Consider the following 20,124-nt stretch of genomic DNA (forward strand, 5'->3'; position numbering starts at 1 on the left):
AAACGGAGAACGATGAGCACCACACTGACCCGCACGCCGGGCCCAGTCGATGCGAACCCGCAGGGGGGTGCCGCGCGAACACGATCGCGCGGCACCCGCCGCGTCGGCTGGCGCGAACGACTGACGCCCTATGCATTCCTCCTGATCCCGGTCGCCCTTCTGCTGGTGTTCACGTACTGGCCGGTCGCCAACATGTTCGCGTACTCGGTGACCGACTGGGACGGCCTCAGCAAGACGAGCGACTTCGTCGGCCTCGATAACTACTACGCGACGCTCACGGAACCCGACAACCTGCGTGTGTTCCTGGTGTCGGTCTACTACTTCGTCGCGTCGCTCGTCCAGATGGCGCTCGCCCTCTACTTCGCCGTGCTGCTGTCCTTCCGGGTGCGCTTCAAGAACATGTGGAAAGGCATCCTCTTCTTTCCGTACCTCATCAACGGCGTCGCGATCGGGATGATCTTCCTCAACTTCCTCAAACCGGACGGTGGTCTTGACACGCTGCTCACCGCGCTCGGGTTCGAGTCGCTCATCCGGCAGTGGACGGGCGACCCAGCGCTGATCAACATCACGTTGGCCAGCGTCGCCGTGTGGCGATATATGGGCCTCAACTTCGTGATGTTCCTCGGCGCCATCCAGTCGATCCCGAGAGAGACCTACGAGGCAGCTGCGCTGGACGGCGCCAACCGCTGGCACGAGGTGCGATACATCATCCTTCCCTCGATCCGCCCGATCATCGGACTCCAGTTCATCCTCGCCATCTCGGGTGCCCTCGCCATGTTCGAGGTGCCCTACGTCATGACCGCCGGCGGCAACGGGTCAGAGACCTTCGTCATCCGCACGGTGTGGACTGCCTTCGAGCGGAACATGGTGGGCCTCGCCTCGGCCATGGCGGTCATCATGCTGTTGATCGTGCTGATCCTCACCTGGATCCAGCGCGCCGTGCTGCCCGAGCGAGCCGAGGACCTGGCATGAGACAAGCCACCGCCTCCGTCATCAAGTACGGGTCACTGGGCCTCGCGTCTCTGGTCGCGCTGGTGCCGCTCGTGCTCATCGTCTTCGGCGCGTTCAAGGACTACAAGGAGTACGTCAGCACGAGCCCGATGGACCCGCCTTCGAACTGGCTCAACTTCGACAACTTCGTCACCGCGTTCGTCGACGGCGGGATGGCGCTCGCATTCGTCAACACCGTGTTCATCCTGGCCGTCTCGATCACCGGTGCGGTGCTGAGTTCCGCCTTCGCCGCCTACGCGATCGACCGCTTCGAGTTCCGCGGGCGCAGATTCGTGCTCGGGGCCTTTCTCATCGCGGCGCTCGTGCCCGAGGTCACGACCCAGGTCGCGACCTTCCAGCTCATCAAGGGACTGGGCCTTTACAACACCCAGTGGGCACTGATCGTCTTGTTCACCGGCACCGGAATCATCTCCATCTACATCTTCCTGCAGTTCATGCGCGCGCTGCCTCGCTCGCTCGACGAGGCGGCCAAGATCGACGGTGCGGGCCAGCTGCGGATCTTCTTCCGCATCGTGCTGCCCAACCTCAAGCCGGCGATAGCGACGGTCGTGATCATCCGCGGGATCTCGATGTACAACGAGTTCTACCTTCCCTTTCTGTATCTCAGCGACACCGACCAGCGGCCGATCTCCACCACGCTGTTCGCGTTCAAGGGGCAGTACGGCGCGCAATGGGAGGTCATCTGTGCGGGTGTGATCCTGACGATCATCCCGATCCTCGTGCTCTTCCTGTTCATGCAGCGGTACGTCTACAACGGGTTCACGGCGGGAGCGACGAAATGATCGATCCCGGTCCCCGTCGCCCGCGGGTGGTGCTCGCGATGCGCGACGAAGCTCTCGCGCGGCAGCTTCTGGATGAGCGCGCGTGGGCGCGGCTGCATCGAGTCGCCGACGTGGCAGAGGGTGTGCTGCGCCCCGGCGCCGTAGGGGCATGGGACGCCGTGCTCGCCGAGACCGACGTGCTCCTCACCGGGTGGGACGCCCCCCGCCTCGATGCGTCGTTCCTCGACCGCGCCCCCCAGCTGTCGGCAGTCGTCCACGCAGCCGGGACGGTGAAGTGGATGGTGACCCCGGCGGTATGGGAACGCGGCATCCGCGTGTCCACCGCCGCCGAGGCCAACGCGATCCCCGTGGCCGAGTACGCCCTCGCCATGATCCTCCTGATGGGCAAGCGTGCGTTCGACGCGGAAGCGTCACTGCGCGGCGTATCCCCGCGGGCGTGGGACCCCTTCGGCGCATTCGGCAACAACGGCGCGGTCGTGGGGATCGTCGGCGCGTCGAGGATCGGACGGCGACTCCTCACACTGCTGCGGCCGCACGACCTGGAGGTGCTTCTCTACGACCCCACCGTCAGTGCCTCCGATGCCGCCGGGCTGGGTGCGCGGCCCGTGTCGCTCGACGAGCTGCTCGCGGCGTCCGACACCGTCTCGCTGCACGCCCCGTCGCTGCCCGGGACCCGCGGCATGATCGGCGCCCGCGAACTCGCACTGATGAAGGACGGTGCAGCGCTGGTCAACGCCGCACGGGGGAGTCTGGTCGACACGGATGCGCTCGTCGCGGAGCTGAACACACATCGACTCCGCGCGGCCCTGGACGTGACCGACCCGGAGCCGCTGCCTGCCGGTCATCCGCTCTTCTCGGCGCCCGGGGTGATCCTCACGCCGCACATCGCCGGCTCGTTCGGCAACGAACTGCGCCGCCTGGGCGCCCATGCCGTCTCCGAGATCGACCGGTTCATCGCGACGGGATCATTCGTCGAAGAGGTGCGTCAGGAGTCACTGGCGGGCATCGCGTGACCGCACACCTCTGAGCGGGGACTCAGAGCCCCGACAGGCCAGGACCATGAGTTCGTGCCGCCGTCGACGATGCCCACGGTGGGGTTGTAGACCTGGGGAGCAGGGGCTGTCGTCGGCCTTCGTGACGGGATGTGACGGGCGGACTCGGCGGGACCGTCGTCGTCGTCGACAGTGAACGTGTCGCCATCGGTCTGCAAGGAGGAGCCATGAGTCTCACCGACACCGGGATCCACTCGGACACCCTCGTCAGCGATCGGTACGGCGCCCGCCAGCCGATAGGGTTTCGCGTCGATCCCGCGGGGGTGGTGCCGCTGCTGCTGGCGCACCGTTCGGTCCGTGCGTTCGACCCCACGCCGATCGCGGACGAGGTCATCGACACGCTCATCGCCTCAGCCCAGTCGGCCTCGACCTCGTCGAACCTGCAGTCCTGGAGCGTGATCGTCGTACGCGACCCCGCGCGCAAGGCAGAGGCGGCGGCGCTCGCCGGCGAACAGCAGTTCATCGCGGACGCGCCGGTGTTCCTCGTGTTCGTCGCAGATTGGGCGCGCGGGGTGGACATCGCGCGACGCCGCGGTGAGGCATCCGTCGGGATCGAATACCTCGACAGCACGCTGGTCGCGACCATCGACGCCGCGCTCGCCGCGCAGAATGCCGTCGTCGCCGCCGAGTCGCTCGGTCTGGGCGCGGTCTACGTCGGCGCGGTGCGCAACAACCCCGAGCAGCTCTCCGAGCTCCTCGGACTGCCTGACGCGACGTACCCCGTCGTCGGCGTGGCGATCGGACGCCCGGCGGAGTCGGGTCGGGCGCGGGTGAAGCCGCGCTTGCCGCAGTCGGTGGTCCGCCATGACGAGCGGTATCGCGCCGCCGCCGCGGAAGACCTCGAGGGGTACGACAGAGTGCTGCGGAGCTTCAACGAGTCGCACGGTCGCAGCGGAGGATGGCTCGAGTCGGTGATCGCCCGCGTCCGCAGCCGATCGGCGCTGCATGGTCGTGACGCTCTGCGGTCGGTGCTGGACAAGCGCGGGCTGCCGTCGGCATGACCGCTCACGCCGGCGACCCCGGAGTTGCGACGGATCAGCGGATCAGCCTGGACTGGTTCCTGCCGCTCACGGGCGATTCGCGCACCGATCTCAGCCTGGGCAGCGCCACGAACAACGATCCGCTGCACAAACCGGTCGCCCAGCGCGCGGCGACGATCCCTTACCTTTCGCAGGTCGCCCGCGCCGCGGAACACCTGGGCTACGAGGCCGTTCTCGTCCCCACCGGGAGCGGGAACGAAGAGAGCTGGACGATCTCGGCTGCCCTCTCGCAGCACACCCGTTCGCTCCAGTACCTCGTCGCGGTGCGTCCAGGACTCATCTCGCCGACCATTCAGGCGCAGCTCGCCTCGACCTTCCAGAACATCAGCGACGGTCGGCTTCGGATCAATGTCGTCGGCGGCGAGGACGTCGAGCAGCGCCGGTATGGGGATCACGTCGGCCACGACGACCGCTATCGGCGCGCCGCGGAGTACCTCGTCATTCTGCAGCGGCTGTGGTCCGGAGAGCGGGTGACCCACCACGGCGAGTTCTTCGACATCGAGGACGCCTACATCGCGCCGCCGCTGCGGGTGCCGGCCGTCTACCTCGGCGGCTCGTCCGACGCGGCGATCGACGTCGCCGCGGAGCATGCGGACGTGTACCTCACGTGGGGGGAGCCGCCCGCGCAGGCGGGTGAGAAGATCCGGCGGGTGCGCGAGCGGGCAGCGGCCCGCGGGCGGGCGCTCAGCTACGGCGTCCGTCTGCACGTGATCGCGCGGCCGACGTCTGACGAGGCCTGGGCGATCGCCGATGCCCTGGTAGCCGGGCTGGATCCGGAGTTGATCGCGCGGCGCCGGGCGGCCTTCGCCGTGTCGGGGTCGGTGGGTCAGCGCCGGCAGCACGCGCTGACGAACGGCGGCACCACCCGCGCCGACCTCGAGATCCACCCGGGGCTCTGGGCCGGGGCCGCGCTCGTTCGCGGCGGCGCCGGGACGGCGCTCGTGGGCAGTTACGAGGAGGTCGCCGACCTGATCGGCGAGTACCACTCTCACGGCTTCCGTGAGTTCGTGCTGTCTGGATACCCCCACCTGGAAGAGGCCTACTGGTTCGCCGAAGGGGTGCGGCCGCTGCTCAACCGGCGTGGGCTGCTCTAGGGATGCACTCCGTGCGCGGCCTCTGCATCCTCTCGTGACCGCCCGTGACGGACTGTTTCGCCGGGTCGTCGACCCGCGGCGGCGGGCTCCCTAGCGTCAAGACATGACCGTTCAGCCCACCACGATCCGCAGCGCCCACGAGCACCCGGCGCACCGCAACATCGGCGCGGCCGTCTCGTCCGACGACTTCCGATCGCTGTTCCGCGGGCATCCCAGCGGCGTCGCCGTCATCACCGCGACCTGTTCGGAGGGGCCGGTCGCCCTGACGGCGTCGTCGGTGGCCTCGGTCAGTGCGGGCGCCGCCCTGGTCTACCACAACCGCAGCTGGCACCGACTCGGCGAACACTCCCGCGTCGGCTGAGGCAGCCGGATCCGCGTGCACAGGAATGAGGAGCACGAGATGTCATGGACGCACAGCTACGGCACCGAAGACGCGGGCGACGGCATCCCCGTCCGCCTGGTGGAAGCGCGCGACGCCTTCATGGAGGCGCAACGGACGTTGGAAGCCGCACGCGAGGACCTGCTGCGTGCGCACTCCGAGACGAATCGCCTCTGGGGTTCAGGTCGCTGACGGGGCCGCGAAGGTCGGGGAGCTCCTGGATCGTTACGCCGTCTGGCGTCGTGAGTCCTCCCGTGTCATCGGGTGTTGGACGGTGCCGCCGTCGCGACGAGATCGTGAAACAGATCGCCCCGGCGAGAGAAAGGACCGATCCCGTGACAGAACAGCTGCACCTGGCCATCGCCCTCGAACGGGCAGGCTGGCACCCGGCCGCATGGCGGGAGGAGACGGCCCGTCCGCACGACCTCACCTCGTCGCGCTACTGGCGCGACCTGCTGCGCACCGCCGACGACGCCGGCATCGTGCTCGCCACGATCGAGGACGCGCTCGCGCTGACCGACCGGTTCGAGCAGGTCGAAGGGCTGCGCCGTGACCGTGTCCGGGGGCGACTCGACGCCGTGCTCGTCGCGTCCTTCGCGGCGCCGCAGACCCGGCGCCTCGGGCTCGTGCCCACGGTCACGACCGCCCACCCCGAACCGTTCCACGTCGCCACCGGCATCCAGACCCTCGACTTCGCGAGCCGGGGTCGCGCCGGTGTGCGCCTGGTCGCAGGCGCCTCGGGTCCCGAGCGGGCGAACTTCGGGCGCCGACCGTCGGAGACCGACGCGTTCCCGGCGTCGGGCCGCGTCGAGGACGCGCCCGAGATCCTCGCCGCGTTCCGCGAGGCGGGCGAATTCGCCGACGTGCTCTCGCGGCTGTGGGACTCGTGGCAGGACGACGCCATCATCCGGGATGCCGCGACGGGCCGATTCCTCGACGCCGACCGCATCCACAACATCGAGTTCGAGGGCGAGTTCTTCTCGATCACCGGCGCATCGATCGTGCCGCGTTCGCCGCAGGGACGCCCGCTGCTCACCGTGCTCGCCCACCAGACGGTGCCATACCGGCTCGCTGCCGAGCACGCCGACCTCGTCTTCATCACCCCGCGCGAGGACCTGGTCGGGTTCGCACCGGCCGAGATCCTGGCGGAGCTGGATGCTGCTTCGGACCACTTGCGTGTCGCGCGCGAACCCCTGCGTGTGTTCGCCGACCTGCTCGTCATCATCGAAGACACCGCTGCCGCCGCCCGCGCGACGGCCGACCGACTCGACGACCGGGCCGGCGCGCCCCTGACGTCGGACGCACGCATCGTCGTGGGGACAGCCGCCGACGTGGTGGACGTGGTGCGCGAGCTCGCGGACTCCGGGGTCGACGGTGTGCGCCTGCGCCCCGCCCGACAGCCCGCCGACGTCGTCGCCATCGCCGAGCAGGTCGTGCCGCTGCTGCGCTCGGCCGGCGCCCTGCGTGCGGACGACGGCGCCGGAACGCTGCGCCAACGCCTGGACCTCGTCCGCCCCGAGAGTCGCTACGCCCGAGAGCCTGAGCCACGCTACGCCCGAGAGAAGGAGTTTGCGCTGTGAGCCGCAGCATCCGCCAGATCCACCTCGCCGCCCACTTCCCGGGCGTGAACAGCACCACCGTGTGGACGGACCCCACGGCGGGCAGCCAGATCGACTTCGCGTCGTTCGAACACTTCGCCGCAACGGCCGAGCGCGGACTGTTCGACTACATCTTCCTGGCCGAAGGACTGCGGCTGCGCGAGCACAAGGGGCGCATCCACGAGCTCGACGTGCTCGGCCGCCCCAACACCCTGTCGATCCTCGCCGCGCTCGCGGGGATCACCGAGCACGTCGGCCTCGTCGGCACGCTCAACACCACGTTCAACGAGCCCTACGAGCTGGCGCGCGAGCTCGCCACGCTCGACCACCTGTCGGGCGGTCGCGCCGGCTGGAACGCGGTGACGAGCTCCGACGCGTTCCACGGCGCGAACTTCCGGCGCGCTGGCTATCTCGACCACGACGACCGGTACGAGCGGGCACGAGAGTTCGCGGCGCTCGCCAAGGAGCTGTGGGACTCTTGGCCCGCGGACGGTGTGCGCGCCGACGCCGGGACCGGCGTGTTCCTCGGCGACGACGTGCCGGCGCGGGTGCGTCACAGCGGCGCGCAGTTCGACGTCGACGCACTCTTCGACGTGCCGCGCTCGCCGCAGGGCCAGCCGGTGATCGTGCAGGCGGGCGACTCGGCCGACGGCCGACGGTTCGGCGCCGAGCACGCGGAGGTGATCTTCTCGCTGCACACCGGCTTCGACGACGCCCGCGCGTTCTACGACGACGTCAAGGGGCAGCTCGCCGCCTACGGACGCGAGGAGGACTCGCTCAAGATCCTGCCTGCTGCCACCTTCGCGATCGGCGACACCGACGAAGAGGCGCGAGAGCGGTCGCGCGAGATCGCGCTGCAGCAGGTGCGCCCCGAGATCGCGCTCACGTACGTCGAGCAGGTGTGGGGCCGCGACCTGTCAGGCTACGACCCCGACGGACCGTTGCCCGCCGTCGATCCCGACACCGGATCCGAGACCGCGCGCGGCTGGGCCAATCGCCATGCGGCGGTGCGTGCGCGCATCGCGAAGCTGCGCGAACTGTCGGAGACGGAGGGGCTCAGCATTCGCGACACCGTCATCCGGCTCACCGCTAACCACACGTTCGTCGGGACGCCGGAACGGATCGCCGCCGACATCGACCGGTACGTGCAGGAGCGTGCGACCGACGGGTTCACGATCGTGGGCCATCTCACGCCGCATGGCCTCGACGAGTTCGCCGAACGTGTGGTGCCGCTGCTGCAGGAGCGCGGCTCGTACCGCGAGGCCTACGACGAGGGCGCGACGCTGCGTGACCTGCTCGGGCTGCCTCTCCCCGACCGGGCGTCACCGGCGCTCGCGGCACGATGACCGGGCGCCCGCGCCTGCTGTTCGTCGGAGCGGGCCCGCGGGCGGCCATGCTGCTGGAGCGCCTGCTGGCACGCACCGACGAGAGCACCCAGCTCGACATCGATCTCGTCGACCCGTACCCACCGGGAGCGGGGCGGATCTGGCGGCACGCACAGTCGCCACTGCTCAAGCTCAACTCGATGACGCGAGACGTCACGGTGTTCACCGACGACTCGTGCACGATCGACGGGCCGGTGCGCCCGGGTCCTTCGCTCAGCGAATGGCTCGAGCAATGGCGAGATGGCGCCTTGCCCGACGTCGTGCTCGACGAGCTGTCGGCGGCCGAAGCGGAGGTCCTGGAGCCGACGGGCTTCCCGACGAGGCGGCTGCACAGCCATTACCTCGACTGGTTCTTCCGGCGCACCATCGCCGACGCCCCGGCAGGCGTGCGCATCCGGTTGCACACCGACACCGTCACCCGCGTGCGTCCGGCGACCCGCGGACGTCACGCGGCCGCGCTCGCCGGCGGCGGCGAGATCGTCGTGGATGCCGTCGTCTACTGCTTCGGCCACACCGAGCGCGACCTCGACCCGGCCTCGGCGGCGCTGGTCGCGGCATCCACGCGATTCGGGCTGCAGTATGTGCCACCCGCGTTCACCGCCGACGCCGACCTGTCGCACCTCGCCGAGGGCGGCGACGTGATCGTCCGGGGCATGGGGCTCGCAGCGGTCGACCTCGTCGTGCTGCTCACCCAGGGCCGCGGCGGACGGTTCGACCGGGACGCCGAAGGCGCGCTGCGGTACCGTGCGTCAGGCCGCGAACCGCGCCTGCACCTCGGGTCGCGGCGCGGAGTCCCCTACCGGTCCAAGGTCACCTCGAGCCTGCAAGGCGATCCGCCGCAGCGCGACGTGCTCACCTCCACGACGGTGGCTGCCCTCGTCGACGCGGAGGATCCGATCGACTTCGAGCGCGACGTCTGGCCGCTCATCGCCGGCGAGCTGCTGCACGGGCACTACCGCGAACTGTTCACCGGGCATCCCGGTCGCGTCTCGGGCACCTGGGAGCAGTTCCGGGAGGTCCTGGGCGCCCACGCGTGGGACGACTCCGCCCTGCACGCCGCGGTCGCCGCCGTGGTGCCCGATCCGCTCGACCGGTTCGATGTCGCCGCCTTCGACCGGCCGTTCGCCGGCGTCGTGTTCACTGACGCCGACGACGTGCAGCGCCGGGTGCGGGTGCACATCACCGAGGACCTGCAGCTGCGGACGACGCAGGAGCGCAGCCCGGCCCAGGGCGTGTTCATCGCCGCGCTGCTGTCGTTCATGGCGCTGGCCGAGATCCCGAAGGAGAAGTGGAACGCGCGCTCCCGCGCGCACACCCTCCCGGTCCGGTGGCACACGTTCTTCAGCTACCTTGCGAGCGGTCCCCCTCCCCACCGGCTCGAGGAGCTGCTTGCCCTCGCCGATGCCGGTGTCGTGCGCTTCATCGGCCCCGACATCGCGGTCAGCGCGGGGCCAGGCGGATTCGTCGCGACCGGTCCGCAGGCAGCGGGAGCGACCGTCGCCGGCGCGCTCGTGGACGCCTGGCTGCCCGCCGCGGACGCCGCCATCAGCACGGATCCCGCGCTGCGCGAGCTCGCGACAGTGCACGGCAGCGGCTTGCGCATCGCGGACGCCGACTACGACGGCCTGCTCGGCCGCGTGAGGGTCACCGACGAGGGCCGTGTCGTGCGCCAAGACGACTCCGCTCACGATGCGCTCTTCGCCGTCGGCCCCTTCACATCGCAGACCGAGGCGGGCGCGTTCACCCGGCCCCGGGCCGACTCGCTGTCGCTGCGGCAGAACGACCGGGTCGCGGGAGCTGTCGCAGCGCACCTGGGGGTCGTCGTGCCGGTCGTATGGTGACCGGTCGCCTCGTTGTCCTGCGGGACGTGCGGGTGTGCCCGGGCCCGAGTGCGGCAGCGAGGCGATGTGACGCCGGATGACGACGTGTGACCACGCGCGACTCCGATTCACGTCCCGTGACACGCCCGATGGAGGCCAGCAGGGCGTCTCGGCGACGCTGTAGCGACGCGCCGGCACCCCGATCGCGATCCCCGACACAGCTTCTGGAGACACCATGTCGTTCACCCGACCCCGTACCGCCGCGCTCGCGGCGATCGGAGCCGTCGCGCTCGCGCTGACCGCGTGTGCGAGCGGCTCCGGCGACGCCGCACCCTCCGCCTCCCCCGACGCGGAGCCCACGAGCGGCGGCAACCTCACGTTCGCGATCTCGGTCGACAGCCAGTGCATCGACCCCCAGCAGGTCGGCAACAACGATGCGATCGCCATCGCCCGCCAGACCGTGGCCTCGCTCACGATCCAGGACCCCGAGACCGGCGACATCCTGCCGTGGCTCGCGGAGGACTGGAAGGTGAACGACGACGCGACGAGCTTCACGTTCACGCTGCAGGACGGGCCCACCTACGCCGACGGGGAACCCATCGACGCGGCATCCGTCAAGACGAACTTCGAGGCGATCGTCGCCCTGGGCGCGAAGGCGACGCTGGGTTCGTCGTACCTCGCCGACCTCGGAAGCATCGACGTCGTCGACGAGCACACCGTCACGATCAACTTCACCGAGCCGAACGCCCAGTTCCTGCAGGCGACGTCGACGTTCTCGTTGGGCCTGCTCTCGCCTGCGACCGCGGCAGTCAGCCAGGCCGACCGCTGCCTCGGGAACTACATCGGCTCCGGCCCGTTCTCGGTGAAGAGCTACACGCCCAACGAGGGTGCCGTGCTGGAGCGTCGTGACGGGTACGAGTGGGGCCCCTCGATCGCCGGCCACACCGGCGAGGCCTACCTCGACACGATCACGTACAAGGTGATCCCCGAGTCCGGCAACCGCACCGGCAGCCTGCAGTCCGGGCAGATCGATGCCACCACGGGCATCGCCACCGCCGATGCCGTGCTGTTCGAGGGCGACGACTTCTGGAGCCTCAACCGCGCCAATCCGGGGTCGGTGTACAACCTGTTCGCCAACCAGTCCACCGAGAAGCTCGCCGACGAGAACGTGCGGCTGGCGATCCAGAAGGGCATCGACCGCGAGCAGATCACGTCCACGCTGCTGAGCCCGGACGACAAGCCCGCGGTGTCTCCGCTCGCCTCGTCCACGCCCTACTTCACCGACCTGAGCGACGTGCTCGAGTACGACCCGAAGGCCGCCGAGAAGCTCCTCGAGAAGTCGGGCTGGACGGTCGGCGACGACGGCATCCGCGAGAAGGACGGCGAGAAGCTCAGCTTCCACGTCACCTACTGGCAGTCGCCCAAGGAGGTGCTCGAGCTCGTCCAGCAGCAGCTGCGCCAGATCGGCGTCGACCTGCAGCTGACCTTCGCGAGCATCGCCGACGTGCAGGCGGCGAACGCCGACGGCACGTACGACTTCTCGTACGGCAACCTGACGCGCGCTGATCCGGACGTGCTGCGCACCGTGTTCTCGGTGAACGGCACCAACAACGCGACCAAGCGCACCGAACCGGCCGAGATCGACGAACTGCTGGACGAGCAGGCCGCGATCATCGACCCGGCCGAGCGGCAGAAGGTCGTCGACGAGGCGGCGAAGGAGCTGATCACGGGCGGCTACTCGATTCCGATCTATCAGCTGTCGACGACCATCACAGCGGCGTCGAAGGCGCACGGCCTGACGTTCGAGGCCTCCAGTCGCCTCGACTTCTACGACGCCTGGGTCACCGAGTGAGTCACGGACTCTGACACGGAAGGGATGAGGGACGAGAACATGTGGTGGAGCTACATCGCCCGAAGGATCGGCCAGGGACTGCTGGTCCTGTGGGCCGCGTACACGATCTCGTTCCTCATCCTCTATCTGCTGCCCGGTGACGCCGCGACGCTGTTCGCGGGCGGCGGCGACCAGGAGGCGATCGACCCGGCGCTGGTGGCGAAGCTCCGCACCGAGCTCGGCCTGGACCGGCCGCTGTGGGAGCAGTACCTGGTCGCCCTCGGCAAGGCGGTGACCGGCGACTTCGGCGTCTCGACGCAGACCGGGCGCCCGGCATCCGATCTGCTCCTCGAATCGCTGCCGCCGACGCTCGCGCTCACCGCCTTCGCGTTCGTGCTGTCGGTCGTCTTCGGCATCGCGCTGGCGCTGGTCGCGTCGCTCGCGCGGGCCAAGTGGCTGCGAAGCCTGCTGTCGTCGCTGCCGCCGCTGGGGGTGTCGATCCCGGTGTTCTGGATCGGACTGCTCCTGCTGCAGGCGTTCTCGTTCCGGCTGCGGCTGTTCCCGTCCATGGGCAACGAGGGCTTCGAGAGCCTGGTGCTGCCCGCCATCACCATCGCGATCCCGTCCGGGGCGTTCATCGCACAGCTGCTGTCGCGGAGCCTCCGCTCGACGCTCGCGCAGCCGTACGTCGAGATCGTTCGCGCCAAGGGCGCGAGCGAGCGCCGCGTGCAGCTCGGGCACGCGTTCCGCAACGCCGCCATCCCGTCGCTCACGATGGTGGGCGTCCTCGTCGGCGGCCTGCTGTCTGGCGCCGTCGTCACCGAGACCGTCTTCTCCAGGCTCGGCATCGGCCGCCTCGTGGTGACCGCCGTCAACAACCGAGACGTGCCCGTCGTGCAGGTCGTGGTCGTCTTCGCCGCGCTCGTCTTCGTCGTCGCGAACCTCGTCGTCGACCTCGTCTACCCCCTCATCGACCGCCGCATCACGCTCGCCCGCACAGCGTTCGTCGCGGCCTGACAAGGAGCAGCCATGACCGTCGAGAACGTGCTCTCCGCCCCGACGCGGACCATCGAGCCGCGCGACCCCTTCCTCGAGTCGTTCACCGACCCCGATGCCGATCCGGCCGGCGGCCCCGTCGCGGCCGCCCTCGAAGAAGAGCGCAGGGATGCCGCCACCCGCCGCATCTCCTTGCGCCCGGTCGTCGCGGTCCTGAAGCAGCCGACGCTCGTGCTGTCGATCCTCGTGCTCGCGCTGGTGACGCTGTGGGCGGTGGTGCCTTCCTGGTTCACGGCGTGGGACCCTATCGAGGGCGTCCCGCAGGACCGGCTGCTGCCGCCCAGCGCCGCCCACCTGTTCGGCACCGACAACCTCGGCCGCGACCTGTACGCCCGCGTCGTGTACGGATCGGCGACCTCACTCGCCGCGACGAGCATCGCTGTCGTCGTGGGACTGGCGGTCGGGTCGTTGTTCGGACTGCTCGCCGGATTCCTGCGCGGCATCGTGGACGACGCGATCATGCGCTTCATGGACGTCCTGCTCGCCATCCCGAGCCTGCTGCTCTCGCTCGCGCTCATCACCGCGCTCGGCTTCGGCACGCTGAACGTCGCCATCGCGGTCGGGCTCGCCAGCGTGGCATCCTTCTCGCGGGTGATGCGTGCCGAGGTGCTGCAGATCGCCACCGCCGTCTACGTCGAGGCGGCCCGCGTCTCGGGGGTGCGCTGGTACACGGTGCTGCGGCGGCACGTCCTGCCCAACGCGTCAGGCCCGGTCGTGGCCCTGGCCGCACTCGAGTTCGGCGTGATGGTGCTCGCGATCTCGTCGCTGTCGTTCCTCGGCTTCGGGGCACCGCCGCCCACGCCGGAATGGGGATCGCTCGTGTCGGGCGGGCGCGACTACCTCGCCGTGGCATGGTGGCTGACCACCCTCCCCGGCCTCGTGATCGTCGCCGTCGTGCTGTCGGCCAACCGTATCTCGCGTGCGCTCGAACGCGATGGCGGAATCCGATGACCGCCCTGCTGGAGGTCTCCGGCCTGTCGGTGTCGTACACGCTCGACGGCCAGGCGCGCCCCGCCGTCCGTGACGTGAGCTTCACCGTCGGCCGCGGCGAGGTCGTCGCGATCGTGGGCGAGTCGGGCTCGGGCAAGAGCACCACCGCGCACGCCGTGATCCACCTGCTCGCGGGCAACGCGTCGGTGGATGAGGGCACGATCTCGTTCGACGGCGTCGATCTGACCGCTCTGTCGCGCCGCGCCTGGCGTGAGGTGCGCGGCCGCCGCATCGGCCTGATCCCTCAGGACCCGACGACGAGCCTCAACCCCGTCAAGCGGGTGGGCCGCCAGGTGGGAGAGCCGCTCGTGATCCACGGCCTCGCGACTCGTCGCAGCGCCGACGCGCAAGCCGTCGAACTGCTGCGCCTCGCCGGCATCGGCGAACCCGAGGCGCGGGCGCGCCAGTTCCCGCACCAGTTCTCGGGCGGGATGAAGCAGCGTGCACTGATCGCGGCGGCGCTGGCTGCCGAACCGCAGCTCGTGATCGCCGACGAGCCCACCAGCGCGCTGGACGTCACGGTCCAGAAGCAGATCCTCGACCACATCGACACGCTCGCTTCGACGCTCGGGACCTCCGTGCTGCTCATCACCCACGACCTGGGCGTGGCCGCCGACCGCGCGGACCGCATCATCGTGATGCAGAACGGCGGCATCGTCGAGACCGGGCCCGCGCGCGAGGTGCTGGAGCACCCGCGGCATCCGTATACCCGAGCGCTCATCGCCGCGGCCCCGAGCCTGCGCGGCACCGTCGGCGTCCCCGCCCGCACGACCGACCGCGGCGAGCGATCGGCGGCGCCCGCCCCCGAGCAGCCGGCGCTCCTGGAGGCGACCGGGCTGCGCAAGGAATTCCCGCTGCCGGGACGCGACAAGCTGGTCGCGGTCGATGACGTGTCGTTCCGGATCGACCGCGCAGAGACACTCGCCATCGTGGGGGAGTCGGGATCCGGCAAGAGCACCACGGCGCGGCTCGCGCTGCGGCTGGAGCGGCCCACGGCGGGCGGCATCCGCTTCGACGGCAACGATCTCGTCGAGGCGAGCCGTGAGGAGCTGCGCGCGCTGCGTCGGCGGTTCCAGCTCGTGTACCAGAGTCCCTACGCGTCGCTCGACCCACGCTTCACGATCGCCGACGTGATCGACGAGCCGCTGCGCGCATACGGCGTCGGACGGGCCGAGCGGGTCCGCCGTGTGAGCGAGCTGATCGACCAGGTGGCGCTGCCGGCAGGTACCGGTCAGCGCCGCCCCGCGCAGCTGTCGGGCGGACAGCGCCAGCGGGTGGCCATCGCCCGTGCCCTGGCGCTGCGGCCCGATCTGGTCGTGCTCGACGAGGCCGTGTCGGCACTGGACGTATCGGTGCAGGCCCAGATCCTCGATCTGCTGGCAGAGGTGCAGCGCGATGTCGGCGTGTCGTACCTCTTCATCAGCCACGACCTCGCCGTCGTCCGCGAGATCTCGGACCGCGTCGCCGTGATGCAGCGTGGCCGCATCGTCGAGCAGGGCGCCACGTCCCAGGTGCTGCACGCGCCACGCGAGGACTACACACGCCGTCTCATCGAGGCGATCCCGGGCTCGACGCCGGCGCGGCAGGCTGGTGCGGCACTCGTGGGCGAGCCGGCATGAGCGCCGCGCTCGTCCCGGCCGCAGGCATCATCCTGGCCGGCACGTTCCCCGAGGGCGACCCCCGCGACGGCTTGGAGACGACCCTCCGGCTGTTCACGCTCGCCGAGGAGCTCGGCTACGACGTCGCCGGCATCCGTCAGCGTCATCTCGAACGCGGTGTCTCTGCGGCACTGCCCTTCCTCGCCGCCGCGAGCCAGCGCACGCGCACCATCCGCTTGGAGACGGACGTCGTGCCGCTCGGATATGAGACGCCGTTCCGGCTGGCCGAGGATTTCGCGACCGTCGACGCCCTCTCGGGCGGGCGGGTCAACGTCGGCGTCAGCACGTCGGCGCCCCACGGCGACCTGCTCGCCGACCTCGGAAGAGGGGATGCCGCGACAGCCGCCGATCCCTACACGCTGATCGATCGGTTCCTGGTGTCGCTGGAGGGGCACCCGCTGGCACAGGATGAGCTCTCGACCCCGTACGGACCGCAGATCCCGCGTGTCCAGCCACACGTCGCCGGGCTGCGTGACCGGGTCTGGCTGGGCGGCGGTTCGCTGCGGTCCGTGCGCTGGGCCGCTGAGCGGGGACTGAAGCTGCTGCTCGGCAACGTCGGCGACGGCGAGGCGGCCGCCACGTTCGAGGCCGCGCAGCGGGTGCACATCGACGCCTACCTCGCCGAGTTCCGCGGCGACGAGGCACGTGTCGGCGTCGAGCGCGTGATCGTGCCGACCGACTCGGCGACCGCGACACAGCGCGCGCACTACGCCGCTTACGTCGCCGCGCGAGACGAGCGCACCGCCCAGCCGGTGACGCTCGGAGGCCGCACCGTCGTCTTCCAGCGCGATCTGCACGGCACCGCCGAGCAGATCGCCGCGCGCCTGGCGGAGGACCCGACGTTCGACGGCCGCACCGAGCTGAGGGTCGCGCTGCCCTACGGCTTCGGCGAAGACGAATACCGCCAGATCCTGACCGACATCCGCGCCGCCGTCCTGCCGCTGGTGGGCTGGCAGCCCGCACTGACACCGGCCCACGCCGTCTGACACCGAGGAGGACCCATGACCACGACACTCGACACCGAGCTCGACCGCGCCCAGTTCGGCCGCGATTGGGAAGACTGGCATCGCGCGCATGAGACGCGTCGCGCCGATGGCCTCGGATTCTTCGCGATCACCGGGCTGCATTGGCTCGGAGCCGACCCGGTCAGGCTCCCGGACGCGCCAGGCACATGGCGGCTGGGCGCAGCCGGTGTCGTCGTCGAGCTCGCCGACGGCGAGAGCCTGACGCTCGACGGTGCGACCCTCTCCGGGCGCCATGCCTTCGGCGAGCTGCCCGAGCGCACCAGCATCACGCCGACATTCACCGACGGCGAGGTCGCGGGAGCTGTCGAGATCGCCCAGCGCGGCGGCCACACGATCCTGCGCCCGCGACGGTCGGACCACGAGTTCCTCGCCGAGTACGCGGGAACGCCGACCTACGTCCCCAACCCGCGGTGGCGTGTCGCGGCACGCTTCCGCCCGTTCGAGGCACCGCTGCCCACGGAGGTGGGTGCGGCCGTCGACGGGCTGACGCACGTCTATGACGCGCCGGGGGTGCTGGAGTTCTCGTGGCGAGGCGAGGAGTTCACCCTCATCGCGTTCGACGGCAAGGGCCCCGGCGACCTGCTGGTGCTGTTCACCGACGCGACGAGCGGGCTCACCACGTACGCCGCGAACCGGTCGGTGGGGGTGCACGCGCCCGACGCCGACGGCTGGACTGTCATCGACTTCAACCGCGCCGTCAACCTGCCCTGCGCGTACACCGACTTCGCCACCTGCCCGCTCCCGCCGGCGGGCAACCGGCTGCCGGTCGGCATCGAGGCCGGCGAGAAGACGCCGCTCTCGCGCGTTCGCTCGGACGACGCCCTCGTCGCGCCGGAGCAGCACGCATGAGGTTCCAGCTGCTCGACATCGTCCCGTACCGCGCCGACCCGATCACGGGTCGACAGGTGTCGCCCTCCGAGCGGTTCGCCGAGACGCTCCGGCAGGCGATCCGCGCCGAAGAGCTCGGATTGGATGCCGTCGCCATCGGCGAACGGCACGCGGGACACTTCATCTCGTCGTCGCCGACGGTGCTGCTGGGAGCCGTCGCGGCACAGACGAGCCGCATCCGCCTCAACTCCGGGGTGACGGTGCTCTCCGTCCTCGACCCGGTGCGCGTCGCGGAGGACTACGCCACGATCGACCAGCTGTCCGCCGGACGACTCGACCTGACGATCGGCAAGGGCAACGAGGTCGATCAGTTCCCGCTGTTCGGCCTCGACATCGACGATCAGTGGGAACTGCTCGCCGAGAAGTACGAGCTGCTGCGAACGCTGTGGCGCGAAGAGGACGTCACGTGGCCCGGGACCGCGTTCACCCGGGCCCTGACGGGGGTCACGACGCTGCCACGACCTTTCGACGGCGCACCCCGGGTGTGGCACGGCTCGGCGACGACGCTGTTCTCGGCCGGGCTCGCTGCGCGCTACGGCGATCCGCTGTTCAGCGCGAACGCGATCCAGCCGCTCGAGAACTACGGCGTGCTGGTGGACCACTACCGCGCCGAGTACGCACGTCACGGGCACGACCCCGCGGCCGCCTTCGTGGCGGCCGGGTCGGGGGCCCTGTTCATCGCCGACACCACCCAGGAGGCGATCCGTGAGTACGGGCCGGTGTACAACGCGATCGTCGCCGCCACGAACGTGCCCGGCAACAACACCCCCTTCCGCGACATCGAGCACGCTGTCGCAGAAGGCCCCGCCCTCGTGGGCACACCGCAGCAGGTGATCGACAAGATCGCGCGGTTCCACGGTCGCCTCGGCCATGATCTGCAGTCGATCAGTCTGCCGACGACGGTGCCCTTCGAACGCCAGCTCGACATCCTGGAACGTTTCGCGCTGGAGGTGGCCCCGGTGCTGCGTCGCGAGTTCCCGACCGCACTGTGGACGGACGCCGACCCGCTGGGGCACCGCGCCCGGGAATTCGCAGCCGCATGACCGCCCAGAGCGCGGGCCCCGCGCGGACGCCCCGCGCGCGGCCCGCGCTCTGGGCGTGCCTGGCTGCCGGGTTCGCCACCCTGTTCGACGCCACCGTCATCACCTACGCCGCGCCCGCCGTGAGCAGTTCGCTGGGCGGCTCGACGGCGGGCACGCAGTGGCTGCTGGCCTCGTTCTCGCTGACGTTCGGGCTCGGTCTCATCCCGTCGGGGCGGCTGGGGGACGTCTACGGCCGACGGCCGCTGTTCCTGCTCGGATTGGGCATCTTCCTCGTGGGCGGTGTCGCCGCCGTCGCCGCTCCGACGATCGTGGTGCTGGTCGCCGCACGGTTCGTACAGGGGCTGGGCGCCGGCGTCATCAGCGCCCAGGTGCTCGGGGTGATCCAGGACCTCTTCGCGGGCGCCGCCCGGCTGCGCGCGCTCGCCGCGTACACAGCCGTCGGCGGGTGTGCCGGCGTGCTCGGCCCCGTACTGGCGGCGGTGCTGCTGGGCGCGGTCGGCGCCGACGCGGCCTGGCGCCTCGTGCTGCTGACGCCGCTGCCGCTGGTGGTGGCCGCGCTCGTCCTCGGATGGCGAGGGATGCCGGCAGCCCGGCACGCACGTGCGACGCGGGTCTGGCTGGACCTGCCCGGAATCGTGCTGCTGTGCCTGATCGTCGTCGCGCTGACGCTTCCCGTCGTCGAGCCCGGGCTGTCGGGGGCCGCGGGCATCGGCGTCGTGGTCTTCGCGGCGGGGCTCGCCGTCGTCCTGGTGCTCTGGGAGCACCGGTACCACCGCAGCGGCCGCCTGCCGCTGTTCGCCCCGGCGCTCGTGCGCTCGCGGGGGTTCGTCGTCGGCAACATCGTCGCGCTGCTGTGGTTCGGCAGCGGCATCGCCGCGAGCTCGGCGGTAACCCTGTACTTCCTGCAGTCTCCGGCGTTGTCGGCTCTGCTCATCGCCCTGGTCTTCGCGCCAGGAGCACTCGCCCGGGTCGGCGGATCGCTCGTCAGCCTGCCCGTGGTGCACCGACTGGGCGCGTCCGCGACCGTGTGGATCGGCCTGGGGCTGCAGACGACGCTGTTCGCCGGGCTCGCGATCAGCGCACCGCTGCTCCCCGACGGCGCGCTGTTCGTCGTGGCGGCGGCGGCGCAGATCGGCCTGGGCATCGGTGGCGGGCTCGTGGAGCCGGTCGTGCGGGCATCGACGCTGTCGTTCGCGCCGCCTGAACTGCACGGTGTCGCCGCGTCGTTCCTGCAGCTCACGCAGCGCCTGGCCGCGACCTTCCTGGTCGCGCTGGCCGCCGGCATCCTGCTCACCTCCACCGGAGTGTCCACGGCCGCGACCCTGCAGACCGCTCTCGCCACGTGCGCACTGGGCTCACTGGTCGCCGTCCTCGCCTCGTTCGATCCCGCCTTCCGCCGTGCGGGCGCCAAGGATGCCGTCACTCCGGTGCGGCCCGTGCCCGTGGCCAGCGCGGCCGACGCCTGACCTTTC

The 20,124-nt window shown here is 70.5% G+C and carries 17 protein-coding genes and 1 pseudogene; all 18 read left to right on the plus strand.

Translation table 11 applies throughout. From position 1 onward, the window contains the following. Positions 1 to 12 precede the first annotated feature (12 nt). Complete coding sequence (locus ABEA46_RS11235; protein ID WP_345544635.1) at positions 13 to 972, plus strand: carbohydrate ABC transporter permease; 960 nt, start codon at positions 13 to 15, stop codon at positions 970 to 972. After that, a complete protein-coding gene (locus ABEA46_RS11240) occupies positions 969 to 1,793 on the plus strand; it encodes a carbohydrate ABC transporter permease (protein WP_345544636.1) in 825 nt (274 codons plus the stop codon). The genes ABEA46_RS11235 and ABEA46_RS11240 overlap by 4 nt, the downstream gene beginning before the upstream one ends. Next, positions 1,790 to 2,806: a hydroxyacid dehydrogenase gene (locus tag ABEA46_RS11245; RefSeq protein ID WP_345544637.1), complete on the plus strand. Its 1,017-nt coding sequence runs from the start codon at positions 1,790 to 1,792 to the stop codon at positions 2,804 to 2,806. Before ABEA46_RS11240 ends, ABEA46_RS11245 begins: the two co-directional genes overlap by 4 nt. Positions 2,807 to 3,012: 206 nt before the next feature. Then, complete coding sequence (locus ABEA46_RS11250; RefSeq protein ID WP_345544638.1) at positions 3,013 to 3,846, plus strand: nitroreductase family protein; 834 nt, start codon at positions 3,013 to 3,015, stop codon at positions 3,844 to 3,846. Continuing rightward, complete coding sequence (locus tag ABEA46_RS11255; protein WP_345544639.1) at positions 3,843 to 4,979, plus strand: LLM class flavin-dependent oxidoreductase; 1,137 nt, start codon at positions 3,843 to 3,845, stop codon at positions 4,977 to 4,979. Before ABEA46_RS11250 ends, ABEA46_RS11255 begins: the two co-directional genes overlap by 4 nt. Positions 4,980 to 5,082: 103 nt before the next feature. Next, positions 5,083 to 5,289, plus strand: a pseudogene (locus ABEA46_RS11260) (flavin reductase); the annotation flags it as partial. 90 nt (positions 5,290 to 5,379) lie between these two features. After that, positions 5,380 to 5,550 carry a hypothetical protein gene (locus tag ABEA46_RS11265; RefSeq protein WP_345544640.1) on the plus strand — a complete coding sequence of 57 codons (171 nt, stop codon included), beginning with the start codon at positions 5,380 to 5,382 and terminating at the stop codon, positions 5,548 to 5,550. Between the two features lie 143 nt (positions 5,551 to 5,693). After that, on the plus strand, positions 5,694 to 6,938 hold the full coding sequence (locus ABEA46_RS11270) for an LLM class flavin-dependent oxidoreductase (protein ID WP_345544641.1): 1,245 nt from the start codon (positions 5,694 to 5,696) through the stop codon (positions 6,936 to 6,938). After that, positions 6,935 to 8,302, plus strand: a complete 1,368-nt coding sequence (locus ABEA46_RS11275) for an NtaA/DmoA family FMN-dependent monooxygenase (RefSeq protein WP_345544642.1) — start codon at positions 6,935 to 6,937, stop codon at positions 8,300 to 8,302. Before ABEA46_RS11270 ends, ABEA46_RS11275 begins: the two co-directional genes overlap by 4 nt. Beyond that, a complete protein-coding gene (locus ABEA46_RS11280; protein ID WP_345544643.1) occupies positions 8,299 to 10,182 on the plus strand; it encodes an FAD/NAD(P)-binding protein in 1,884 nt (627 codons plus the stop codon). Before ABEA46_RS11275 ends, ABEA46_RS11280 begins: the two co-directional genes overlap by 4 nt. 214 nt (positions 10,183 to 10,396) lie before the next feature. Next, entirely contained in the window at positions 10,397 to 12,013 is a 1,617-nt protein-coding gene (locus ABEA46_RS11285; protein ID WP_345544644.1) for an ABC transporter substrate-binding protein, read from the plus strand. Positions 12,014 to 12,037: 24 nt separating this feature from the next. Further along, on the plus strand, positions 12,038 to 13,009 hold the full coding sequence (locus tag ABEA46_RS11290) for an ABC transporter permease (protein ID WP_345544645.1): 972 nt from the start codon (positions 12,038 to 12,040) through the stop codon (positions 13,007 to 13,009). Positions 13,010 to 13,021: 12 nt separating this feature from the next. After that, positions 13,022 to 13,999 (plus strand): ABC transporter permease, encoded by a 978-nt coding sequence (locus tag ABEA46_RS11295; RefSeq protein WP_345544646.1) that lies wholly within the window; start codon positions 13,022 to 13,024, stop codon positions 13,997 to 13,999. After that, entirely contained in the window at positions 13,996 to 15,657 is a 1,662-nt protein-coding gene (locus ABEA46_RS11300; protein WP_345544647.1) for a dipeptide ABC transporter ATP-binding protein, read from the plus strand. Before ABEA46_RS11295 ends, ABEA46_RS11300 begins: the two co-directional genes overlap by 4 nt. After that, positions 15,654 to 16,682, plus strand: a complete 1,029-nt coding sequence (locus ABEA46_RS11305) for an LLM class flavin-dependent oxidoreductase (protein WP_345544648.1) — start codon at positions 15,654 to 15,656, stop codon at positions 16,680 to 16,682. The genes ABEA46_RS11300 and ABEA46_RS11305 overlap by 4 nt, the downstream gene beginning before the upstream one ends. 15 nt (positions 16,683 to 16,697) lie before the next feature. Continuing rightward, on the plus strand, positions 16,698 to 17,570 hold the full coding sequence (locus ABEA46_RS11310; protein ID WP_345544649.1) for a DUF1684 domain-containing protein: 873 nt from the start codon (positions 16,698 to 16,700) through the stop codon (positions 17,568 to 17,570). Continuing rightward, on the plus strand, positions 17,567 to 18,652 hold the full coding sequence (locus ABEA46_RS11315) for an LLM class flavin-dependent oxidoreductase (RefSeq protein ID WP_345544650.1): 1,086 nt from the start codon (positions 17,567 to 17,569) through the stop codon (positions 18,650 to 18,652). The genes ABEA46_RS11310 and ABEA46_RS11315 overlap by 4 nt, the downstream gene beginning before the upstream one ends. Then, positions 18,649 to 20,118 carry an MFS transporter gene (locus ABEA46_RS11320; protein ID WP_345544651.1) on the plus strand — a complete coding sequence of 490 codons (1,470 nt, stop codon included), beginning with the start codon at positions 18,649 to 18,651 and terminating at the stop codon, positions 20,116 to 20,118. Before ABEA46_RS11315 ends, ABEA46_RS11320 begins: the two co-directional genes overlap by 4 nt. Positions 20,119 to 20,124 lie beyond the last annotated feature (6 nt).

This window comes from Microbacterium jejuense (genome assembly GCF_039544225.1).
Lineage (GTDB): Bacteria > Actinomycetota > Actinomycetes > Actinomycetales > Microbacteriaceae > Microbacterium > Microbacterium jejuense.